12 protein-coding genes are annotated in these 14,507 nt (G+C 61.2%); 2 read left to right on the plus strand and 10 right to left on the minus strand.

What is annotated here, in order from left to right; genetic code table 11:
• The 9 genes from GNZ12_RS08895 to GNZ12_RS08940 all read right to left on the minus strand — a co-directional run.
• Window positions 1-468, minus strand: a 468-nt coding sequence (locus tag GNZ12_RS08895) for a TolC family protein (RefSeq protein WP_172309993.1), incomplete at its 3' end; no start/stop codon positions are given.
• A 1-nt stretch (window position 469) separates the two neighbouring features.
• Window positions 470-3,709: an efflux RND transporter permease subunit gene (locus GNZ12_RS08900; protein WP_172309994.1), complete on the minus strand. Its 3,240-nt coding sequence runs from the start codon at window positions 3,707-3,709 to the stop codon at window positions 470-472.
• 12 nt (window positions 3,710-3,721) lie between these two features.
• Window positions 3,722-4,900: an efflux RND transporter periplasmic adaptor subunit gene (locus tag GNZ12_RS08905; protein ID WP_407947687.1), complete on the minus strand. Its 1,179-nt coding sequence runs from the start codon at window positions 4,898-4,900 to the stop codon at window positions 3,722-3,724.
• A gap of 101 nt (window positions 4,901-5,001) precedes the next feature.
• The gene (locus GNZ12_RS08910; RefSeq protein WP_235993651.1) at window positions 5,002-5,421 is read right to left on the minus strand and encodes a hypothetical protein; all 420 of its coding nucleotides are present in this window, start codon (window positions 5,419-5,421) and stop codon (window positions 5,002-5,004) included.
• A gap of 29 nt (window positions 5,422-5,450) precedes the next feature.
• Window positions 5,451-5,927 carry a YMGG-like glycine zipper-containing protein gene (locus GNZ12_RS08915; protein WP_172309995.1) on the minus strand — a complete coding sequence of 159 codons (477 nt, stop codon included), beginning with the start codon at window positions 5,925-5,927 and terminating at the stop codon, window positions 5,451-5,453.
• 192 nt (window positions 5,928-6,119) lie between these two features.
• Window positions 6,120-6,506 carry a response regulator transcription factor gene (locus GNZ12_RS08920; RefSeq protein WP_172309996.1) on the minus strand — a complete coding sequence of 129 codons (387 nt, stop codon included), beginning with the start codon at window positions 6,504-6,506 and terminating at the stop codon, window positions 6,120-6,122.
• 231 nt (window positions 6,507-6,737) lie between these two features.
• Window positions 6,738-7,373, minus strand: a complete 636-nt coding sequence (locus tag GNZ12_RS08925; protein ID WP_172310023.1) for a response regulator transcription factor — start codon at window positions 7,371-7,373, stop codon at window positions 6,738-6,740.
• Between the two features lie 5 nt (window positions 7,374-7,378).
• The gene (locus tag GNZ12_RS08930; RefSeq protein ID WP_172309997.1) at window positions 7,379-8,584 is read right to left on the minus strand and encodes a sensor histidine kinase; all 1,206 of its coding nucleotides are present in this window, start codon (window positions 8,582-8,584) and stop codon (window positions 7,379-7,381) included.
• A gap of 685 nt (window positions 8,585-9,269) precedes the next feature.
• Window positions 9,270-9,554 carry a hypothetical protein gene (locus tag GNZ12_RS08940; RefSeq protein ID WP_172309999.1) on the minus strand — a complete coding sequence of 95 codons (285 nt, stop codon included), beginning with the start codon at window positions 9,552-9,554 and terminating at the stop codon, window positions 9,270-9,272.
• A 220-nt stretch (window positions 9,555-9,774) separates the two neighbouring features.
• On the opposite strand from GNZ12_RS08940, the gene GNZ12_RS08945 reads away from it, so the two are divergent.
• The gene (locus GNZ12_RS08945) at window positions 9,775-10,746 is read left to right on the plus strand and encodes a transporter (protein ID WP_328805969.1); all 972 of its coding nucleotides are present in this window, start codon (window positions 9,775-9,777) and stop codon (window positions 10,744-10,746) included.
• A gap of 58 nt (window positions 10,747-10,804) precedes the next feature.
• Here GNZ12_RS08945 and GNZ12_RS08950 read toward each other — a convergent pair whose 3' ends face one another.
• A complete protein-coding gene (locus tag GNZ12_RS08950; RefSeq protein WP_172310000.1) occupies window positions 10,805-11,566 on the minus strand; it encodes a bestrophin-like domain in 762 nt (253 codons plus the stop codon).
• A 245-nt stretch (window positions 11,567-11,811) separates the two neighbouring features.
• Here GNZ12_RS08950 and GNZ12_RS08955 point away from each other — a divergent pair, with 245 nt between their 5' ends.
• Window positions 11,812-14,304: a hypothetical protein gene (locus GNZ12_RS08955; protein WP_172310001.1), complete on the plus strand. Its 2,493-nt coding sequence runs from the start codon at window positions 11,812-11,814 to the stop codon at window positions 14,302-14,304.
• The last annotated feature ends 203 nt before the right edge of the window (window positions 14,305-14,507 follow it).

Raw genomic sequence — 14,507 nt, forward strand, 5'->3', positions numbered from 1 at the left:
AGCCGACTCGGTCTCCCGCCGCACCCGCCCGAAGAAGTCGAGTTCCCAAGCCACCGACAGCGGCGCCTGGAACTCGTTGAAGACGGGACTCACGCCCGCAGGGATCGGCGTCGGTCCGAGCTGGGAGGCACGCTGACGGGAGGCGTCGAAGCCGGCGCTGACCTGCGGAAACAGCGCCGAGCGCGTGGTCACGAACTGGCCGAGAAACTGATCGACGCGCGCCGCGGCGATCTTCACATCCTTGTTGTCGGCGAGCGCGGCGAGAATCAGATCGTTTAGCACCGGATCCTGAAACTGTTCCCACCACAGCGTATTGGCCGCATCGACGGCTTCACTCGCTGCGAAACGATAGTTTGCGGGCGTCGCCACGTTCGGGCGCACGTAGTCAGGACCGAACAGGCAACCACCCAGTCCCGTCGCGAGCAGCAAAACGGGGACCACACGCAGCACGAACGCAGAGCCTCGCATGTCAGTCGCCCTCACGTTGCGCGGAAGGCGTGCTTGCCGTACCGCCACCGGAACCCTCGGGCGTAATCGGACCCGTTCCATCGCCCACCGCCGGGCCGCCGCTTGCTCCCGGCGTCTTCTTGCTCCCGCTCTTTTCCGACATGGTTTCGAGCACGTAGAAGAACATCGGAATGAAGAACACCGCGATCACCGTCGCGCCGAGCATGCCGCCGATCACGCCGGTGCCGATCGAATGCCGGCTGTTGGCCGACGCGCCAAGCGCGATGGCCAGCGGCACGCAACCGAGAATGAACGCGAGCGAGGTCATCACGATCGGCCGCAAGCGTTCGGTTGCCGCCGTGACCGCTGCGTCGTATACCGACTCGCCCGCTTCACGATTGAGCACCGCGAACTCGAAGATCAGAATCGCGTTCTTGGCGGCGAGCGCGACCAGCATGGTCAAGCCGATCTGGAAGTACACGTCGTTTTCGAGGCCGCGCAAGAGAATCGCGAGCAGTGCCCCGAACAACGCAAACGGCACCGCCAGCAGCACGCCGAACGGCAGGCTCCACTTCTCGTATTGCGCGGCGAGAATCAGGAACACCATCACGAGACCAAACACGAACACAAGCCCCGAAGTGCCGCCCGATTGCCGCGCCTCGTAAGCCTCGCCGCTCCAGCCGACCCCGTAGCCCGCCGGCATCACCTGGTCGGCCACCTCCTCCAGCGCATTGATGACCTGTCCGGAGCTATAGCCAGGCGCGCCGTTCGCCGTGATCTTGACGGCCGGAAAATTGTTGAAACGCGTAATCAGATCCGGCCCGGTGACGTACTTCGAGGTCACCACCGCCTTCAGCGGCACCATGTTGTTGGTCTTGCTGCGTACGTAAAGCTGGTTCAGATCCAGCGGCGTCAGACGATACTGCGGCTCGGCCTGCAAGATGACCTGCCACAGCCTGCTCGAACGGTTGAACTGGGAGACGTAAAGCGAGCCGAACATCGTCTGCATCGCGCTATACACTTCTTCGATCGGCACGCCGAGCGTTTCCGACTTGTCGCGATCGACGTCGACCAGCAACTGTTGCGACGACGCATTGAAGGTGGACGTCACGCGCGCCAGTTCCGGCCGGGTTTTCGCCTTTGCAACGAAGTCGTCCACCACGCCGGCCAACTGCGAGATGGTCGCATCGCCCTTGCTCTGAATCCACATCTCGGTGCCGCCCGTCGTGCCAAGGCCAGGAATCGAGGGTGGATTGACCGGCAGGATGATCCCTTCCTTCACCTTGGAGAGATTTTCGTAGGCGTCGATCAACACCGCCCTCGCATTCTGGGTTTTGATGTTGGCGAACTTGTAGCGCTCGTCGAAACCCTTGAAGCCGATGAAGAACGTGCTCGCATTGTTCTTGTTCTGGCTGTCGAGCAGGCTGTAGCCGTCGACGGTCGTCACGGTGCTCACCGCAGCCTGCTTCATGAAGTAATCGGTGACCCGTTGCGACACTTCGCCGGTTCGATCGAGGCTTGCCGCGTCCGGCATGATGACCGCGCCGAGCAGATAGCCCTGGTCTTCAGGCGGCAGGAACGAGGTTGGGATGGTACGCATCATCACCACCGCCAACGCGACCATGCCAACAAACAGCAACAGCGCGACCACGAAGCGTTTGATCACCAGTTTGACCACGGACGTGTAGCTGTTCGTCATCTTCTCGAAGTTCCTGTCGAACCACTTGAAGAACCCTTTCTTCTCATGGTGGCCGGGCTTCAGCAGCAAGGCGGCCAGCGCCGGTGACAGCGTCAGTGCGACTACCCCGGAGAAAATGACCGAGATCGCGATGGTGATGGCGAACTGTTTGTACAACTGCCCCGTAATGCCGCCGAGAAAGGCCACCGGAACAAATACCGCGCACAGCACGAGCACGATCGCGACCACCGGGCCGGCCACCTCGTCCATCGCGCGCCTCGCGGCATCCTTCGGACTCAGCTTGTGGACACTCATATTCCGCTCGACGTTCTCGATCACGACGATCGCGTCGTCCACCACGATGCCGATCGCCAGCACCATGCCGAATAGCGTCAGCATATTGATCGAGAAGCCGAGCGCGAGCATGCCCATGAAGGTGCCCATGATCGAGACCGGCACCGCCAGAACAGGAATCAGCGTCGCGCGCAGGCTTTGCAGGAAGACGAACACCACAATCACCACGAGCACGAGCGCTTCAAAGAATGTGTGCACGACATCGGTAATCGACGCGCGCGTGAAATCGGTCGTGTCCATCGCAATGTCGTAATCGAGACCCTGTGGGAAGGTCTTTTTCATTTCTTCAAGCGTGGCATGCACCTGTTTTGACACGTCGAGCGCGTTCGCGCCAGGCTGCTGATACACCGCGATGACGGTGGCCGGCTTGCCCTGAAAGCGGCTGCGGATCGAATAGTCCTTCTGGCCCAGTGCGGCGCGGCCGATGTCCTTGAGACGCACGATGGCGGCATCGCCATTGGCTGCCCGGATGATGATGTTGTCGAACTCCTCGGGTTCACTCAGGCGGCCGGTCGTGGTTACGGCGAACGACTGTTCGACCGGCCCGCCGGTCGGCGATTGGCCGAGGCGGCCTACGGCGAACTGCTGGTTCTGGTTGGCGACCGCCCTCTGCACATCCCCCGCCGTGATACCGAGCTGCGCCATGCGGTCCGGTTTGAGCCAGATTCGCATCGCGTAATCGGGCGTGCCGAAAATGGCCGACTGATTCGCACCGGGTATGCGCTTGAGCGCATCGAGTACATAGATGTTCGCGTAGTTAGCGATATACGTCGCGTCGTAGCGCTCGCCCGGTGAGTAGATGGCGATCACCATCATGAACGCCGACGACTTCTTCTGCACCTGAATACCTTGCGACTGTACCGACGAAGGCAGTTGCGGGAGCGCGAGGTTCACACGATTCTGTACATCGACCTGTGCCAGTTCCGGATTCGTGCCGATCTGGAAGAATGCGTTGATGGTCAGATTGCCGGTCGATGAACTCGACGAATTCATGTAGATCATGTTGTCCGCGCCGTTCACCTGCTGCTCGATCGGTGCGGCCACGTTGTTGGCCACCACATCGGCGCTAGCGCCCGGATAGTTGGCGGAAATCGTGATCTGCGGCGGGGTGACGTCCGGATACTGCGCGATCGGCAAGTTGAACATCGCCACCGCGCCACCCAGCGTGATGACAATCGAAATCACCGATGCAAAAATCGGGCGGTCGATGCAGTAACGGGAGATATTCATATCGCGATCCCCTTACTGCGCGGCAGTTGTGCCGGACGGGTGTCCCGTCGAACCGCTCTCCCCGCCCCCTGGCACGTTGGCCGCCGCATGCGCAGCCGGCGCCGCGACGATTTTCAGCGGCACGTCGGCGGCCACCCGAATCGCACCGTCCACCACCACGCGCTCGCCCGGTTGCAGCCCCTCGGTGATGAACCAGTCGTCGCCATGCCATTCGCCCACTTCCACGACACGCTGATGCGCCTTGGAGTCATTGCCGACGACCCATACGAAGTGGCTTTTCGCCCCCTGCAAAACCGCGCGTTGCGGCACAAGGATCGCGTTCGGGCGCGTTGCACCGGACACGCGTGCCCGCACGAACTGGCCGGGACGCAACTGACCTTGTGCATTCGCGAACGACGCCCGCACGAGGAACGTGCCGGTCTCGGTGCTGAAAGCGGGATTGGTGAAACTGATATGACCGTGGTTCGGAAACTCCGTGCCGTCCGCCATGATCAGCGTCACTTCGAAGTCCTCATTGGCCGGGAACCGCAACCGGCCGGCCGTGACCTCTTCACGGTACTTCAGCAACTCATTTTCCGAAATGCTGAAGTTGACCCACATCGGATCCAGTTGATAGACATACGTCAGCAAGCCCGCGGCCGAGGCGGTGACAAAGCTGCCGTCCTGTTGCCTCGCGAAGCTGGATAAACCGGTGAGCGGCGACTTGATAGTCGTATAGCTGAGGTTCAGCTGCGCGGTCTGCACCTGGCCAAGCGCTGCGAACACCGCAGCTTCAGCCTGCTTCTCGTTGCCGGTTGCGTCGTCCAGATCCTTCTGGCTCAACGCATTCTGTTTGGCGAGCGGAATCACACGCGCCAGATTCGCCTTCGCGACGGTCAGGCGCGCCTGCTGCTGGGCGAGTTGGCCTTTGGCCGTTTGCAGAGCCGCGTCAAAGGGCTTCGGGTCCATCTGGAAGAGGGTTTGTCCGGCGTGAACCATTTGCCCTTCGGTATAGAGCCGCTTGTCGAGAAAGCCATCCACCCGCGCGCGAATCTCGACTTCGCGAGAACTCTGCGTTTGCGCGGTGAATTCGAAATCGACGGGCGTGTCTCTCTGTACCACCGGAATCACGGTGACCTCGATCGCTCCGGCTACGGGCAGGGTTGCCGCCTTGTGACACGCAGCCAGGCATAACGTCAGCATGGCAAGCATGAGAAGCCCGCGCACGCTTACCGTTGCGTCAACATGGAACGGCACCGGCCTTTGCGTGAACATTGCGTGGCTTACTGGTTTCATCGATTCACCCGTTGCGGCTATGTAAGCGTGCAGGCGCCGAACAGCACCAGCGTGTCTTGATGATTGACCAGCGTGACGGTCATCGAACCCACCGTCTTGTCGAGCGCAATCGTCCACGCATAACCCAGTTCCATGCCTTGCATCAGGATCTGGTCGGGGCCGTTATCCATGAACCGGATGGCGGTCGTACGTTGTGGTCCAATGACCGCTTTTTTCGCAAAGTCGATGCGCAGGAATTGCGGCGCACCCAACGTAGACGGGAGTGCACGCAAGCAGAGGTCGCCGGCGGAGCAATCGTCGGCGTCGATGGTGGCGCATATCAGCGGCACACTGCCGTCGAACTGTGCCGCCGCTGCCGTTTCCGATAAGGCAGCCGAAAAGAGCCCGCTCGTCAGCGCCAGAGTCCCAAGCGCGGCACGTATGCATTTCCTGTTCATGGACGTCTCTCTCCTGCTGCGCGTGAGTCCTACTGGACGGTGTAGCCTCGGCCGGTCATACATGCAGCCACCGCGCGGTTGTAAGTGTTCAACGCTTGCGAGATTTGCTGCTGGCTGGCCTGCGTTTGCGCGGCCGCGTTCTCTTGCGTGCGGCGCGCCCGCAAACCGCCGGCCGCCGTACCGGTGATCGCCCCGATCGCCGCGCCCTTGCCGGCGTCGCCAGCCACCGCGCCCACGGCGGCACCCAATGCGGCTCCGCCGGCGGCGCCTCTCAGAAGCTGCCCTTGCGGTTGTGGTGCGCCGGATTGCGTCGCACCTTGTTGGGCAAGAACGACCGGATCGACGCCGGTCGTCTGTTTCGCCCATAGTTGGCACTCCGCTGTATCGGTTTGCTGCCGGCTGGCACTTTGGCCTTTCGCCGGATAGATGATGGGCTGCTGCGCAGCCGCCGAACACGCCAGCGTCAGCACAAGCACACCCGTCAGCCCTCGTACGATCGGTAGCATGGTCAGATTCCGTTCGATTTCTCTGAAGGTGAGCCGTCGGCGCACGCCTATGCGCGCGCCTGATGTCGAACCCGGGCGCCATCTTCGACCCTGATCAGTCGAGTCAATTATTGGATTTCGTGTCGAGCGATGGCAATTGGCCTTTGGTCCCATAACGCGCGAATTCGCGGTGCGGGCCCAGGCAATGGTTCATCAGACAGGCGGTACACCGTCGAGCGCGGCGCGCACCGTCTTCACGAACAGTTCGTCGTTGAAAGGTTTGCGCAGCCAGGCAACCGCACCGCCCGCGAGCGCGTGCTCGCGTACGCCGATCTCGTCGTGTGCGGTAATGAAGATCACTGGCATGCCTGTGCCGGACAAACGCCGCTGGACTTCGAGTCCATTGAGCCCGGGCATCTGCACGTCGAGAATGACGCAGTCGGGTCGATACGACGGCATCGATGCGAGAACGTCGAGAAACGCGTCGCCGCTGGCAAACGCTTCGGAGGCGATCCCGATGGAGCGCAGCAATCGCCTGATTGCCCGGCTCACCGATTCATCGTCATCCACGACGACAACGAATGGTTTTAGTTTTCCCATGGAGCGTAGTCCGGTGTCCGGGAATGCGCGAGTCAGCACAGTCCCCCAGACGAAAGCCTACGAGGCGGAAAGGTTCGCGGATATTGGACCTTGGTCCCGGGTCGATCGAGTACAGGCCAAGCGCGGACCTCTTCCAATCCGCGTTTGGACCGCCCCGCAGCCCTTCGGCGACACACGCACCGGGACTGGCCCCGCACCGGGCCACGCTATCGCTGACCGGCCGCGATGACTTCAGCGCGAAACGCGGGTTTCGCCCGCACCGCCGAGGCCGACTTTATCCGCGACGCGCACGAGCTGGGCGAGCGAAGTGACTTCCATCTTCGCCATGACGCGCGCGCGATGCGCCTTGATCGTCTTTTCGACCGTGCCGAGCTCGCCCGCCACCTGCTTGTTCAGGCGGCCCGTGACCACGAGCGCCATGACTTCCTTTTCGCGCGGCGTGAGCCTGTCCAGCCGGCCACGGATCGCGTCCAGCTCGCAGCGCACCGCGCGGGTCTGCGCAACGCGTTCGAAAGCGGCTTCGATCGCGCGGAGCAGATCGGTATCGTTCACAGGTTTTGCCAGAAAATCGGTAGCCCCCGCTTTCATCGCGTCCACTGTCATCGGGATATCGCCGTGACCGGTGATGAAGATGATCGGCAGCACCGCTTTGAGCTCGCGCTGCAATGCCAGCCCGTCCAGGTCTGGCAACTGTACGTCGAGAACCAGACACGCCGGAGAATCGACCTCGCGCAGCCGTTCAAGAAATGCGCGGGCATCGCCGAATGCTTCGACACGGTAGCCTGCGGAGTGGATCAGACGCGCCAACGCACGGCGCACGGAATCGTCGTCGTCGACGACGAAGACAAGCGAATCGGATTCAGTCATGGCCTTCATCGCGACTTATCCTCCTGCGCCGCATCGCCGGCCGGCAATGCCACGTAGAATGTCGCGCCTCGATCGTTGTTGTTTTCGGCCCATAGGCGCCCGCGGTGCATGTCGATGATGGAACGGCTGATCGACAAGCCCAAACCGAGCCCTTGGGGTTTTGATGTAAAAAACGGCTTAAATATCTTGTCCAGCTTATCGGCGGTCAATCCATGACCTCGATCGAGAACGGCGATCAACACCATGCCGTTGTCGGCCGATTTCAGCGTGACGCGCACCATACGGTCGACGGGTGGGACTTCGTTCATCGCGTCGAATGCATTCAGCAGCAGATTCAACATGACCTGCTGCAATTGAACCCGGTCGCCGCGCACGGGCGGCAAGGCCGTGTCGATATCGAGTGTCACGCGCGTACCGCGCACGATCGCATCGCTGTGCACCAACGCCACCACATCACGCATCACGCTGGCAAGGTCCAGTGGAATCACCTCGAGATCGCCCTTCTTGACGACCGCGCGAATGCGCCGGATCACTTCACTGGCCCGGTAATCGTCCTGGACAATATCGTTCAGAATATCGTGCAACTCGGCCAGATCGATCGGGTCGGCAGTCATGAAACGCTGAGCAGCCTGCACGTTGCTCAGTATCGCGGTAAGCGGCTGATTCAGTTCATGCGCCAGCGAGGACGCCAGTTGCCCCATCGTCGATACGCGCGTGAGATGCGCAAGATCCTGGCGCTGGCGATGCAACTCGTACCGCTCCGTCTTGTCGATGACGAATGCGAGCGTGACGTTTTCGCCATCGAAGCGAAATGCACCCAGGTCGATTTCAGCACGAAACTCCGTGCCGTCCTTACGGCGTGCGCACTGATCATCCAGCGACAAGAGGCCGCGCGATTGCTGCGTGGCTAAAGGGTCAGTGCAACGCGGCGCATGGCTGTCGAAACGCAGCGCATGAACCAGCAGTTCCACCGGCTTGCCAAGCAACTCATCACATTCATAACCGAAGAGCCGGTCCGCTTGCGGATTGACCATCGTCATCCGGCCCCGCTCGTCGAGCATCACGGTCGCCAGCGGCAATAGCGCCAGTGCGTCACGCAAATAGCGCTCGCCGCTTACCTGTTCGTCGATATCCGCATGTGAATCGCGCTCGAACACCGCTCGTGCGCTGCCATCACACGTTTTCCTGGGCGCAGATCTCGTGGAGGCCATCGTGCGGAGTCGATCCGTAAAACGCCGTCTCGCGCGCGACGCGGGTAGACGGCTGTCTGGCGCGCCGGAACCCTCGGTGCGGATGGGAAGATGCTCGGGACGCAGACGTTCCGACTGACGAGCTTGATTTAAGGATTCGGGTAGATCCGCTTTATCCGCCAATTCGAGAAGAGACGAACGCGCCGCACGTCTACCGGACATCCAGCGTTCGCGATAATTCGCTTTGCTAATTGGCGGATTAACGCTGCCGAACGGCGCAGATGCGCGATGCCGCAATCCCAGCACCAGCAACCCTAGAATGATCGCTGTTTGCAGAATAACGATAGCAGGCATGACGATGCTCATGACCGAACTGCCTCTCAAGATCGGCACCGCGAGATTGGCTGCCAAAAGTCTTGCTGAAGACCGGCGAGAAACTATGCCTCTTGAACAGCAGGCTCATCGTCTCATTGGACAGGTAACGAAGACACGCTCTGGATGTGGATACAGGCCAAACGAGCGTACCGGCAAGAGTTACATCTGAGGGAAGCACCTGAACCGGTAAAAATAATCGTAGTACGGACAACAGAACATGTAAACGTTAATTAAGGTATTTCTTTTGCACATATTACAGTCTGCCGACGAATGGCACCTGGATCCCATTGTCCACGTGCTTCGTCGATTGGCGCCACGGTTTCACACCTCGTCAATTGCAACCCTGACCATTGGCCGTCCGATAGCAGGTCTTGCCGCTCGGACTCTTATATACACCCTTACCGTTTTTGGTCTTGGCCTCTCCGCCTTTGCTCGTCGTTGTGGTCGTCACACCGTTCTGATTCTTTTGCGCCTTCCAGGCGTTGCCGGTGTTCGGGTTATACCCGCCGGCCGCTTGCCCGTTGTTGCATTCGGTCATCCCTCGCGCGTTAGTGGTGCACTCCGCGAATACGTTGGAAGACAGCGCAAAGGCTATCAGCACGAGCAACACTTTCATGGTCGTCTCCTGAGGCAGCAGGCACAGGCACGGCTGCGGCTACGCCTGCCACGTCTTCCAGATTAGCCCCATCCGCCCGCGTGCCTATTGGACTTTAGTCCTATTGCAAACAGCGGCATGTCAGCCGCCTCATGGAGGCGGATCCGCAGCGGGGGCGCTGGCTCAACGCCTGCGCGCCGGGCTCGCGACATATCGCCCAGCACATCAGGCAACGAGTGAAGTGGACTTGACCGCAATGCCGCATGCATCGACCGTTTCGAACCGCATAGTCCCGCTGCAACGGCGCTTTCGGCTCGCTTGGCTCGGCGCCGCCCTGCTTAATTCGATCTCCGCACCCTGGATTCATGCGCAGGAGATGGAGCCGCGCGCCTATTCCGCCGTGCCGGTGGGCACCAATTTCGCGGTATTCGACTATGAGCGATCGAGCGGCGACGTGTCATTCGATCCGTCGTTGCCGATCACCAACGTGCAGGCCCATATCAACATTTTTTCGCTGGGCTATTCGCACAGTTTCGGGGTCGCGGGACATACCATGAGTGTCGCGGTATCGGCACCCTATGCGAGCGCGAATGTGAATGGCGACGTGAAGGGCATTTATCAGCAGCAATACCGCTCAGGTCTCGGCGATATGCACTTCAGGATCGCGGCAAACCTGCTCGGTGACCCGCCGCTCTCCCCCGAAGAATTCGCGCGACGCACACCCAGCACGATCCTCGGCGTCAGCCTGAGCGTGGTGGCGCCGACGGGCCAATATGTGCCCGCCCGTCTCATCAACATCGGCGCCAATCGCTGGTCGTTCAAACCCGAGGTCGGGCTCTCACAGCCATTCGGCAACTGGTTCATGGACGCAGCAGCAGGCGTGTGGCTCTTCACCGACAACGACGATTTTTTCGGCGGCCATCGGCGTAGCCAGGATCCGATGCCGACCTTCCAATGGCACGCGGGCTACACCTGGCGCCCCGGACTATGGCTCGCCGCGGATGTGACCTACTTTACGGGCGGACGCACCCACGTCAACGGTGTCGAGGACCAGGACTATCAACTCAGCGCGCGATACGGTGTCACGTTGTCCATTCCGTTGGCCGCGAAATGGTCCGCCAAGCTCGCGTGGTCACGTGGCCTCGTGACGCGTGTGGGCGGTAATTTCCAGACCGTCTCGGTCGCGCTTCAGTACCGTTGGTTCAATCGTTGAACCCGGTCAGACAGCCTGGCCTATGTAACGGATTCGCGCAAAGCGCAGCACTCCGCACTTAGTGCCCGAGAATATCGAGCGCCGCGCGCATCGGTGCGAAGGATAATTTGACTACTCCGCCGAGCGGCGTATTCATTTCCATGATCAGGAAGATCGCCCCGGAAGTTGACAGCGCACACATCACAAGCGCCGTCATCGTCGTACCGTTGCGAGGCGCGAACAGGCCGAACGTGCCGAACAGGATCGCCAGCCACGAGACCAGAATCACCAGCAGCGCCACCGGAATCGAGCCGGTTTGCTGAAGAAGCGCCAGCCACCGCGTCGCTAATACATCGTCGACGATTTGCAGCGCCCGTGCCTGCAATTGACGCTGCATGTCGGTGTGCGGCGAGAGTTCCTCCACTTGACGCTGGAATGCTTCTACGCGTGCAACCGCTTCAGGGCTGCTCAGTTTGGCCAGTTGAACAGGATCGCCGGAAGACATCGCCGCGACCGAAACCTCGGTTGTACGTTTAAGCGCACTGCGAATCTCTTGTGTCTCCGGACCATAGTGGGCCAGCACGCGATCGAGGCGAACAATAGCGGTAGCACTATGCAAAAGCTCCGTATTCATGGTGTCGAATGAGCCTTTTGCCGACGAAATCAGCAGGCCCAGCACCAATGCGGCCATGGTTGCAACGAGACCGGTCGCCAGTTTGACGACACTGGCGGATTCATCGCTGAGGTGGTGCTGCGGCAACACGCGGCGCAGATACGAACCGAGCAGCGTGCTGCCGAAAACGCATGCAAATACGATTGCCGCGTCAACGAGGTGGTTCACACGGCTGTCCTCCGTCTTCGATAAACACGCACGTGGCGATTCGACATCTTGCTCGCCGCACTGCAGCGTGCAATTGGACCAAGGTCCAATTGCACGCGCATCGCTGCCCGCTTATCGTTTTAGCTGACTGCGGCGGGCGAAGACAACCCGGCTGCAAGAGGCCTGTTCCGTTGTCTGCGACTTCGTCCCCTGTCCCCAGAGGCGGCCGCACGGTGCAAGCACCTTTGTCAGGCGAGGAGCAAAGCATGTCAACCTTCAAACCACGCCTGCGAACGTTGACACTAGCGTTGGCGCTCACACTAGCGGCCTCGCAAACAAACCGCGCCGCCACCCTCGACCCCGGTTGGCCACGTGAGATTGTCCGCGACGATGCAACGCTGACCTATTACCAGCCTCAGATCGACGACTGGAAGGATTTCAAGGAGTTGACCGGCCGCATGGCGGTGAGCGTGACACTGCGCGGCGGCAAGCCGCAGGTGGGTGTCGTGACGATGCAAGCGCACACCGATGTGGATATCGACAGCCGCAACGCACGCTTGAGCGATCCGCAAATTACCGGCACATCGTTTCCCGGTGCCGATCCGGCTACGTCCCAGAAGCTCGACCAGGTGGTGCGAAAGTTTCTCAATCCTCAGGCGACGCTGACGTTGTCGATGGATCGGCTGGTGGCCAGCATCGATAAAAAACAGGCGGCACCGGCTGTTGCGATCAAAAGCGATCCGCCCGCCATCTTTGTCAGCTTTGGGCCGGCGCTACTCCTGTTCGTAGATGGCGATCCCGTGCTGGCGCCGATCAAGGACTCGGACATCACCTTTGTCGTCAACGCGAGTTGGCCGCTCTTCGTGGACAACGCCACCCACCAGTACTATCTGTTCACCGGCGATGCGTGGATGACGTCGACGGATATGAAAACGGGCTGGGCCGACATCAAAACTCTCCCCGCGAAGATGACGAAAGTGTCTGCCGACCCCACCTGGGCGGACCTGAAACCTTTTATCCCGGCACCGGCAAAGCGCGCCGGCAAGGCCCCCGCGGTGTTCTACAGCAGCACGCCCGCTGAGTTGATCAGCTTCGACGGCCAACCGGTCTACAGCACGATTCCCGGAACCGCGCTGGTATTCGCGAAGAACACGGACAGCGACGTCTTCGTCGACACGCCGACGAAGACTTATTACTATCTGACGGCCGGCCGCTGGTTTTCATCGCCCGCACCCAGCGGTCCATGGACTTATGCGACCGACCATCTGCCCGCCGATTTCGCTCGAATTCCCCGCGACAGCCCCGCCTCACGCGTGCTCGCTTCGGTACCGGGCACGCCCGAGGCGAACGACGCGGTGCTACTCGCGCAGATTCCGACGACGGTCGAGGTGAACCCCGTCGCAGCGGCAGCGGAGATCAAAGTGGCCTACAGCGGCGAGCCGCAATTCGCACCGATCGAAGGCACGCCGCTCGCCTATGCCACCAACACCCCGGACAAGATCATCAAGGTCCAGAATCACTATTACCTTTGCTCACGCGGCGTATGGTTCGACTCGCCGTCGCCAAACGGACCGTGGACGACCAGCACTTCCGTGCCACAAGTCATTTATACGATCCCACCGGCTTCGCCTGTCTATAACGTGACTTACGTGACCCAGCAGGTGGTGCCGGGCGGCACGATTCAGGCGAGCTATACAGCCGGATATCTCGGCATGTTCATCGCGGGCGCCGCGATCGGTGCAATCGTCGCGCAAGGCAACGGTTACTACTATCCGCCGTATGTGCGCATCGGCTACGGGCCGTATCCGGTTTACTATCCGCGGCCCGCGCCCTATGGTTATCCGGTTTATAACCCCTATACGGGTGCGAGCGGCGTACGTGGCGGCGTTTATGGTCCGGCTGGCAGCGCAAGATGGGGCGCTTCGTACAACCCTTATACGGGCACCTACGCGCGCGGCGCGACGGCCTCAGGACGGTACGGCAGCGCGAGCGTCGCACAAGCCTATAACCCCTACACCGGCGCCTACGCGGCGACCCGTCAGGGATCGAACGCGTATGGCCAGTGGGGTAGCTCGGTCGTGACGAAGGGCAATCAGTGGGCCGCGACGCAACACACCACGACCGCGAATGGCACGGTTGGGCGCTATCAGAATTCCGCGGGCGGCAAGGCCGTCGCCGGCAGCACGGCCAACGGCCGCGCGGTCGCGGGCAAGACCGCCAACGGCGATCTGTATGCAGGGCGAGATGGCAACGTCTACAAGAACACCGGCGGCAGTTGGCAGAAATACGACAACGGCTCCTGGTCCACGGTGAACAAGCCGACGTCTCAATCGGTGTCGCAGTCGGCTGCGCAAAAACCGGCAAGCACACAAACGCGGCAAACGACCGGCACGGCGAACGCGGCGAGAAATACCCCAAACAATCAGCAACCGCGCCCCGCTGCGACCCAGCCCAATACGGTGCGGGCACCGCAGCAGACCACCCAGCCCAATACCGTGCGAGCACCGCAGCAGACCACTCAGGCCAACCAGCAAGCACGTCCTCCGGCGCCGCCCACTGCCCAACCTCAAAGGGGCGCCGGCGGAATCAACCGGGCCAGCGCGCAGCCTAATTCAGCCGATCTCAATCAGCAGATGCAGAACCGGCAGCGAGGCGCCGCACAGACCCAACGCTACGCCCAACCTGCGAACACCGGTCGCGCCGCAGGCGGCGGCATGGGCCCGCGGGGCAGCGGTGGAGGCGGAGGTCTCCGCCGCTAGCGACGGCACCCGCTATAAGCGCGCAAGGCCTGCGGCCAACCACGCGCAGCGATGAGATCGCGGCGGCGGCATGAAACGCTATTGGACCAAGGTCCAATTGTCCTTACGTGGGCGCAACACCACTATTTATTCCAGTCGAAGCGTCCTGCAACCGGCATGGGCCGCGCGATCACAGTCTTTCCAAGCCGCGAACAATCCGACGC

The sequence above is a fragment of the Paraburkholderia solitsugae genome, from assembly GCF_013177695.1.
In the GTDB taxonomy this organism is placed as follows: Bacteria; Pseudomonadota; Gammaproteobacteria; order Burkholderiales; family Burkholderiaceae; genus Paraburkholderia; species Paraburkholderia solitsugae.

What these genes read in the sequence shown, in the direction of transcription:
- GNZ12_RS08900 (WP_172309994.1), bottom strand. Translation starts at nt 3,709, where the DNA reads ATGAATATCTCCCGTTACTGCATCGACCGCCCGATTTTTGCATCGGTG.
- GNZ12_RS08905 (WP_407947687.1), bottom strand. Translation starts at nt 4,900, where the DNA reads ATGCTTGCCATGCTGACGTTATGCCTGGCTGCGTGTCACAAGGCGGCA.
- GNZ12_RS08910 (WP_235993651.1), bottom strand. Translation starts at nt 5,421, where the DNA reads ATGAACAGGAAATGCATACGTGCCGCGCTTGGGACTCTGGCGCTGACG.
- GNZ12_RS08915 (WP_172309995.1), bottom strand. Translation starts at nt 5,927, where the DNA reads ATGCTACCGATCGTACGAGGGCTGACGGGTGTGCTTGTGCTGACGCTG.
- GNZ12_RS08920 (WP_172309996.1), bottom strand. Translation starts at nt 6,506, where the DNA reads ATGGGAAAACTAAAACCATTCGTTGTCGTCGTGGATGACGATGAATCG.
- GNZ12_RS08925 (WP_172310023.1), bottom strand. Translation starts at nt 7,373, where the DNA reads ATGACTGAATCCGATTCGCTTGTCTTCGTCGTCGACGACGACGATTCC.
- GNZ12_RS08930 (WP_172309997.1), bottom strand. Translation starts at nt 8,584, where the DNA reads ATGGCCTCCACGAGATCTGCGCCCAGGAAAACGTGTGATGGCAGCGCA.
- GNZ12_RS08940 (WP_172309999.1), bottom strand. Translation starts at nt 9,554, where the DNA reads ATGAAAGTGTTGCTCGTGCTGATAGCCTTTGCGCTGTCTTCCAACGTA.
- GNZ12_RS08955 (WP_172310001.1), top strand. Translation starts at nt 11,812, where the DNA reads ATGTCAACCTTCAAACCACGCCTGCGAACGTTGACACTAGCGTTGGCG.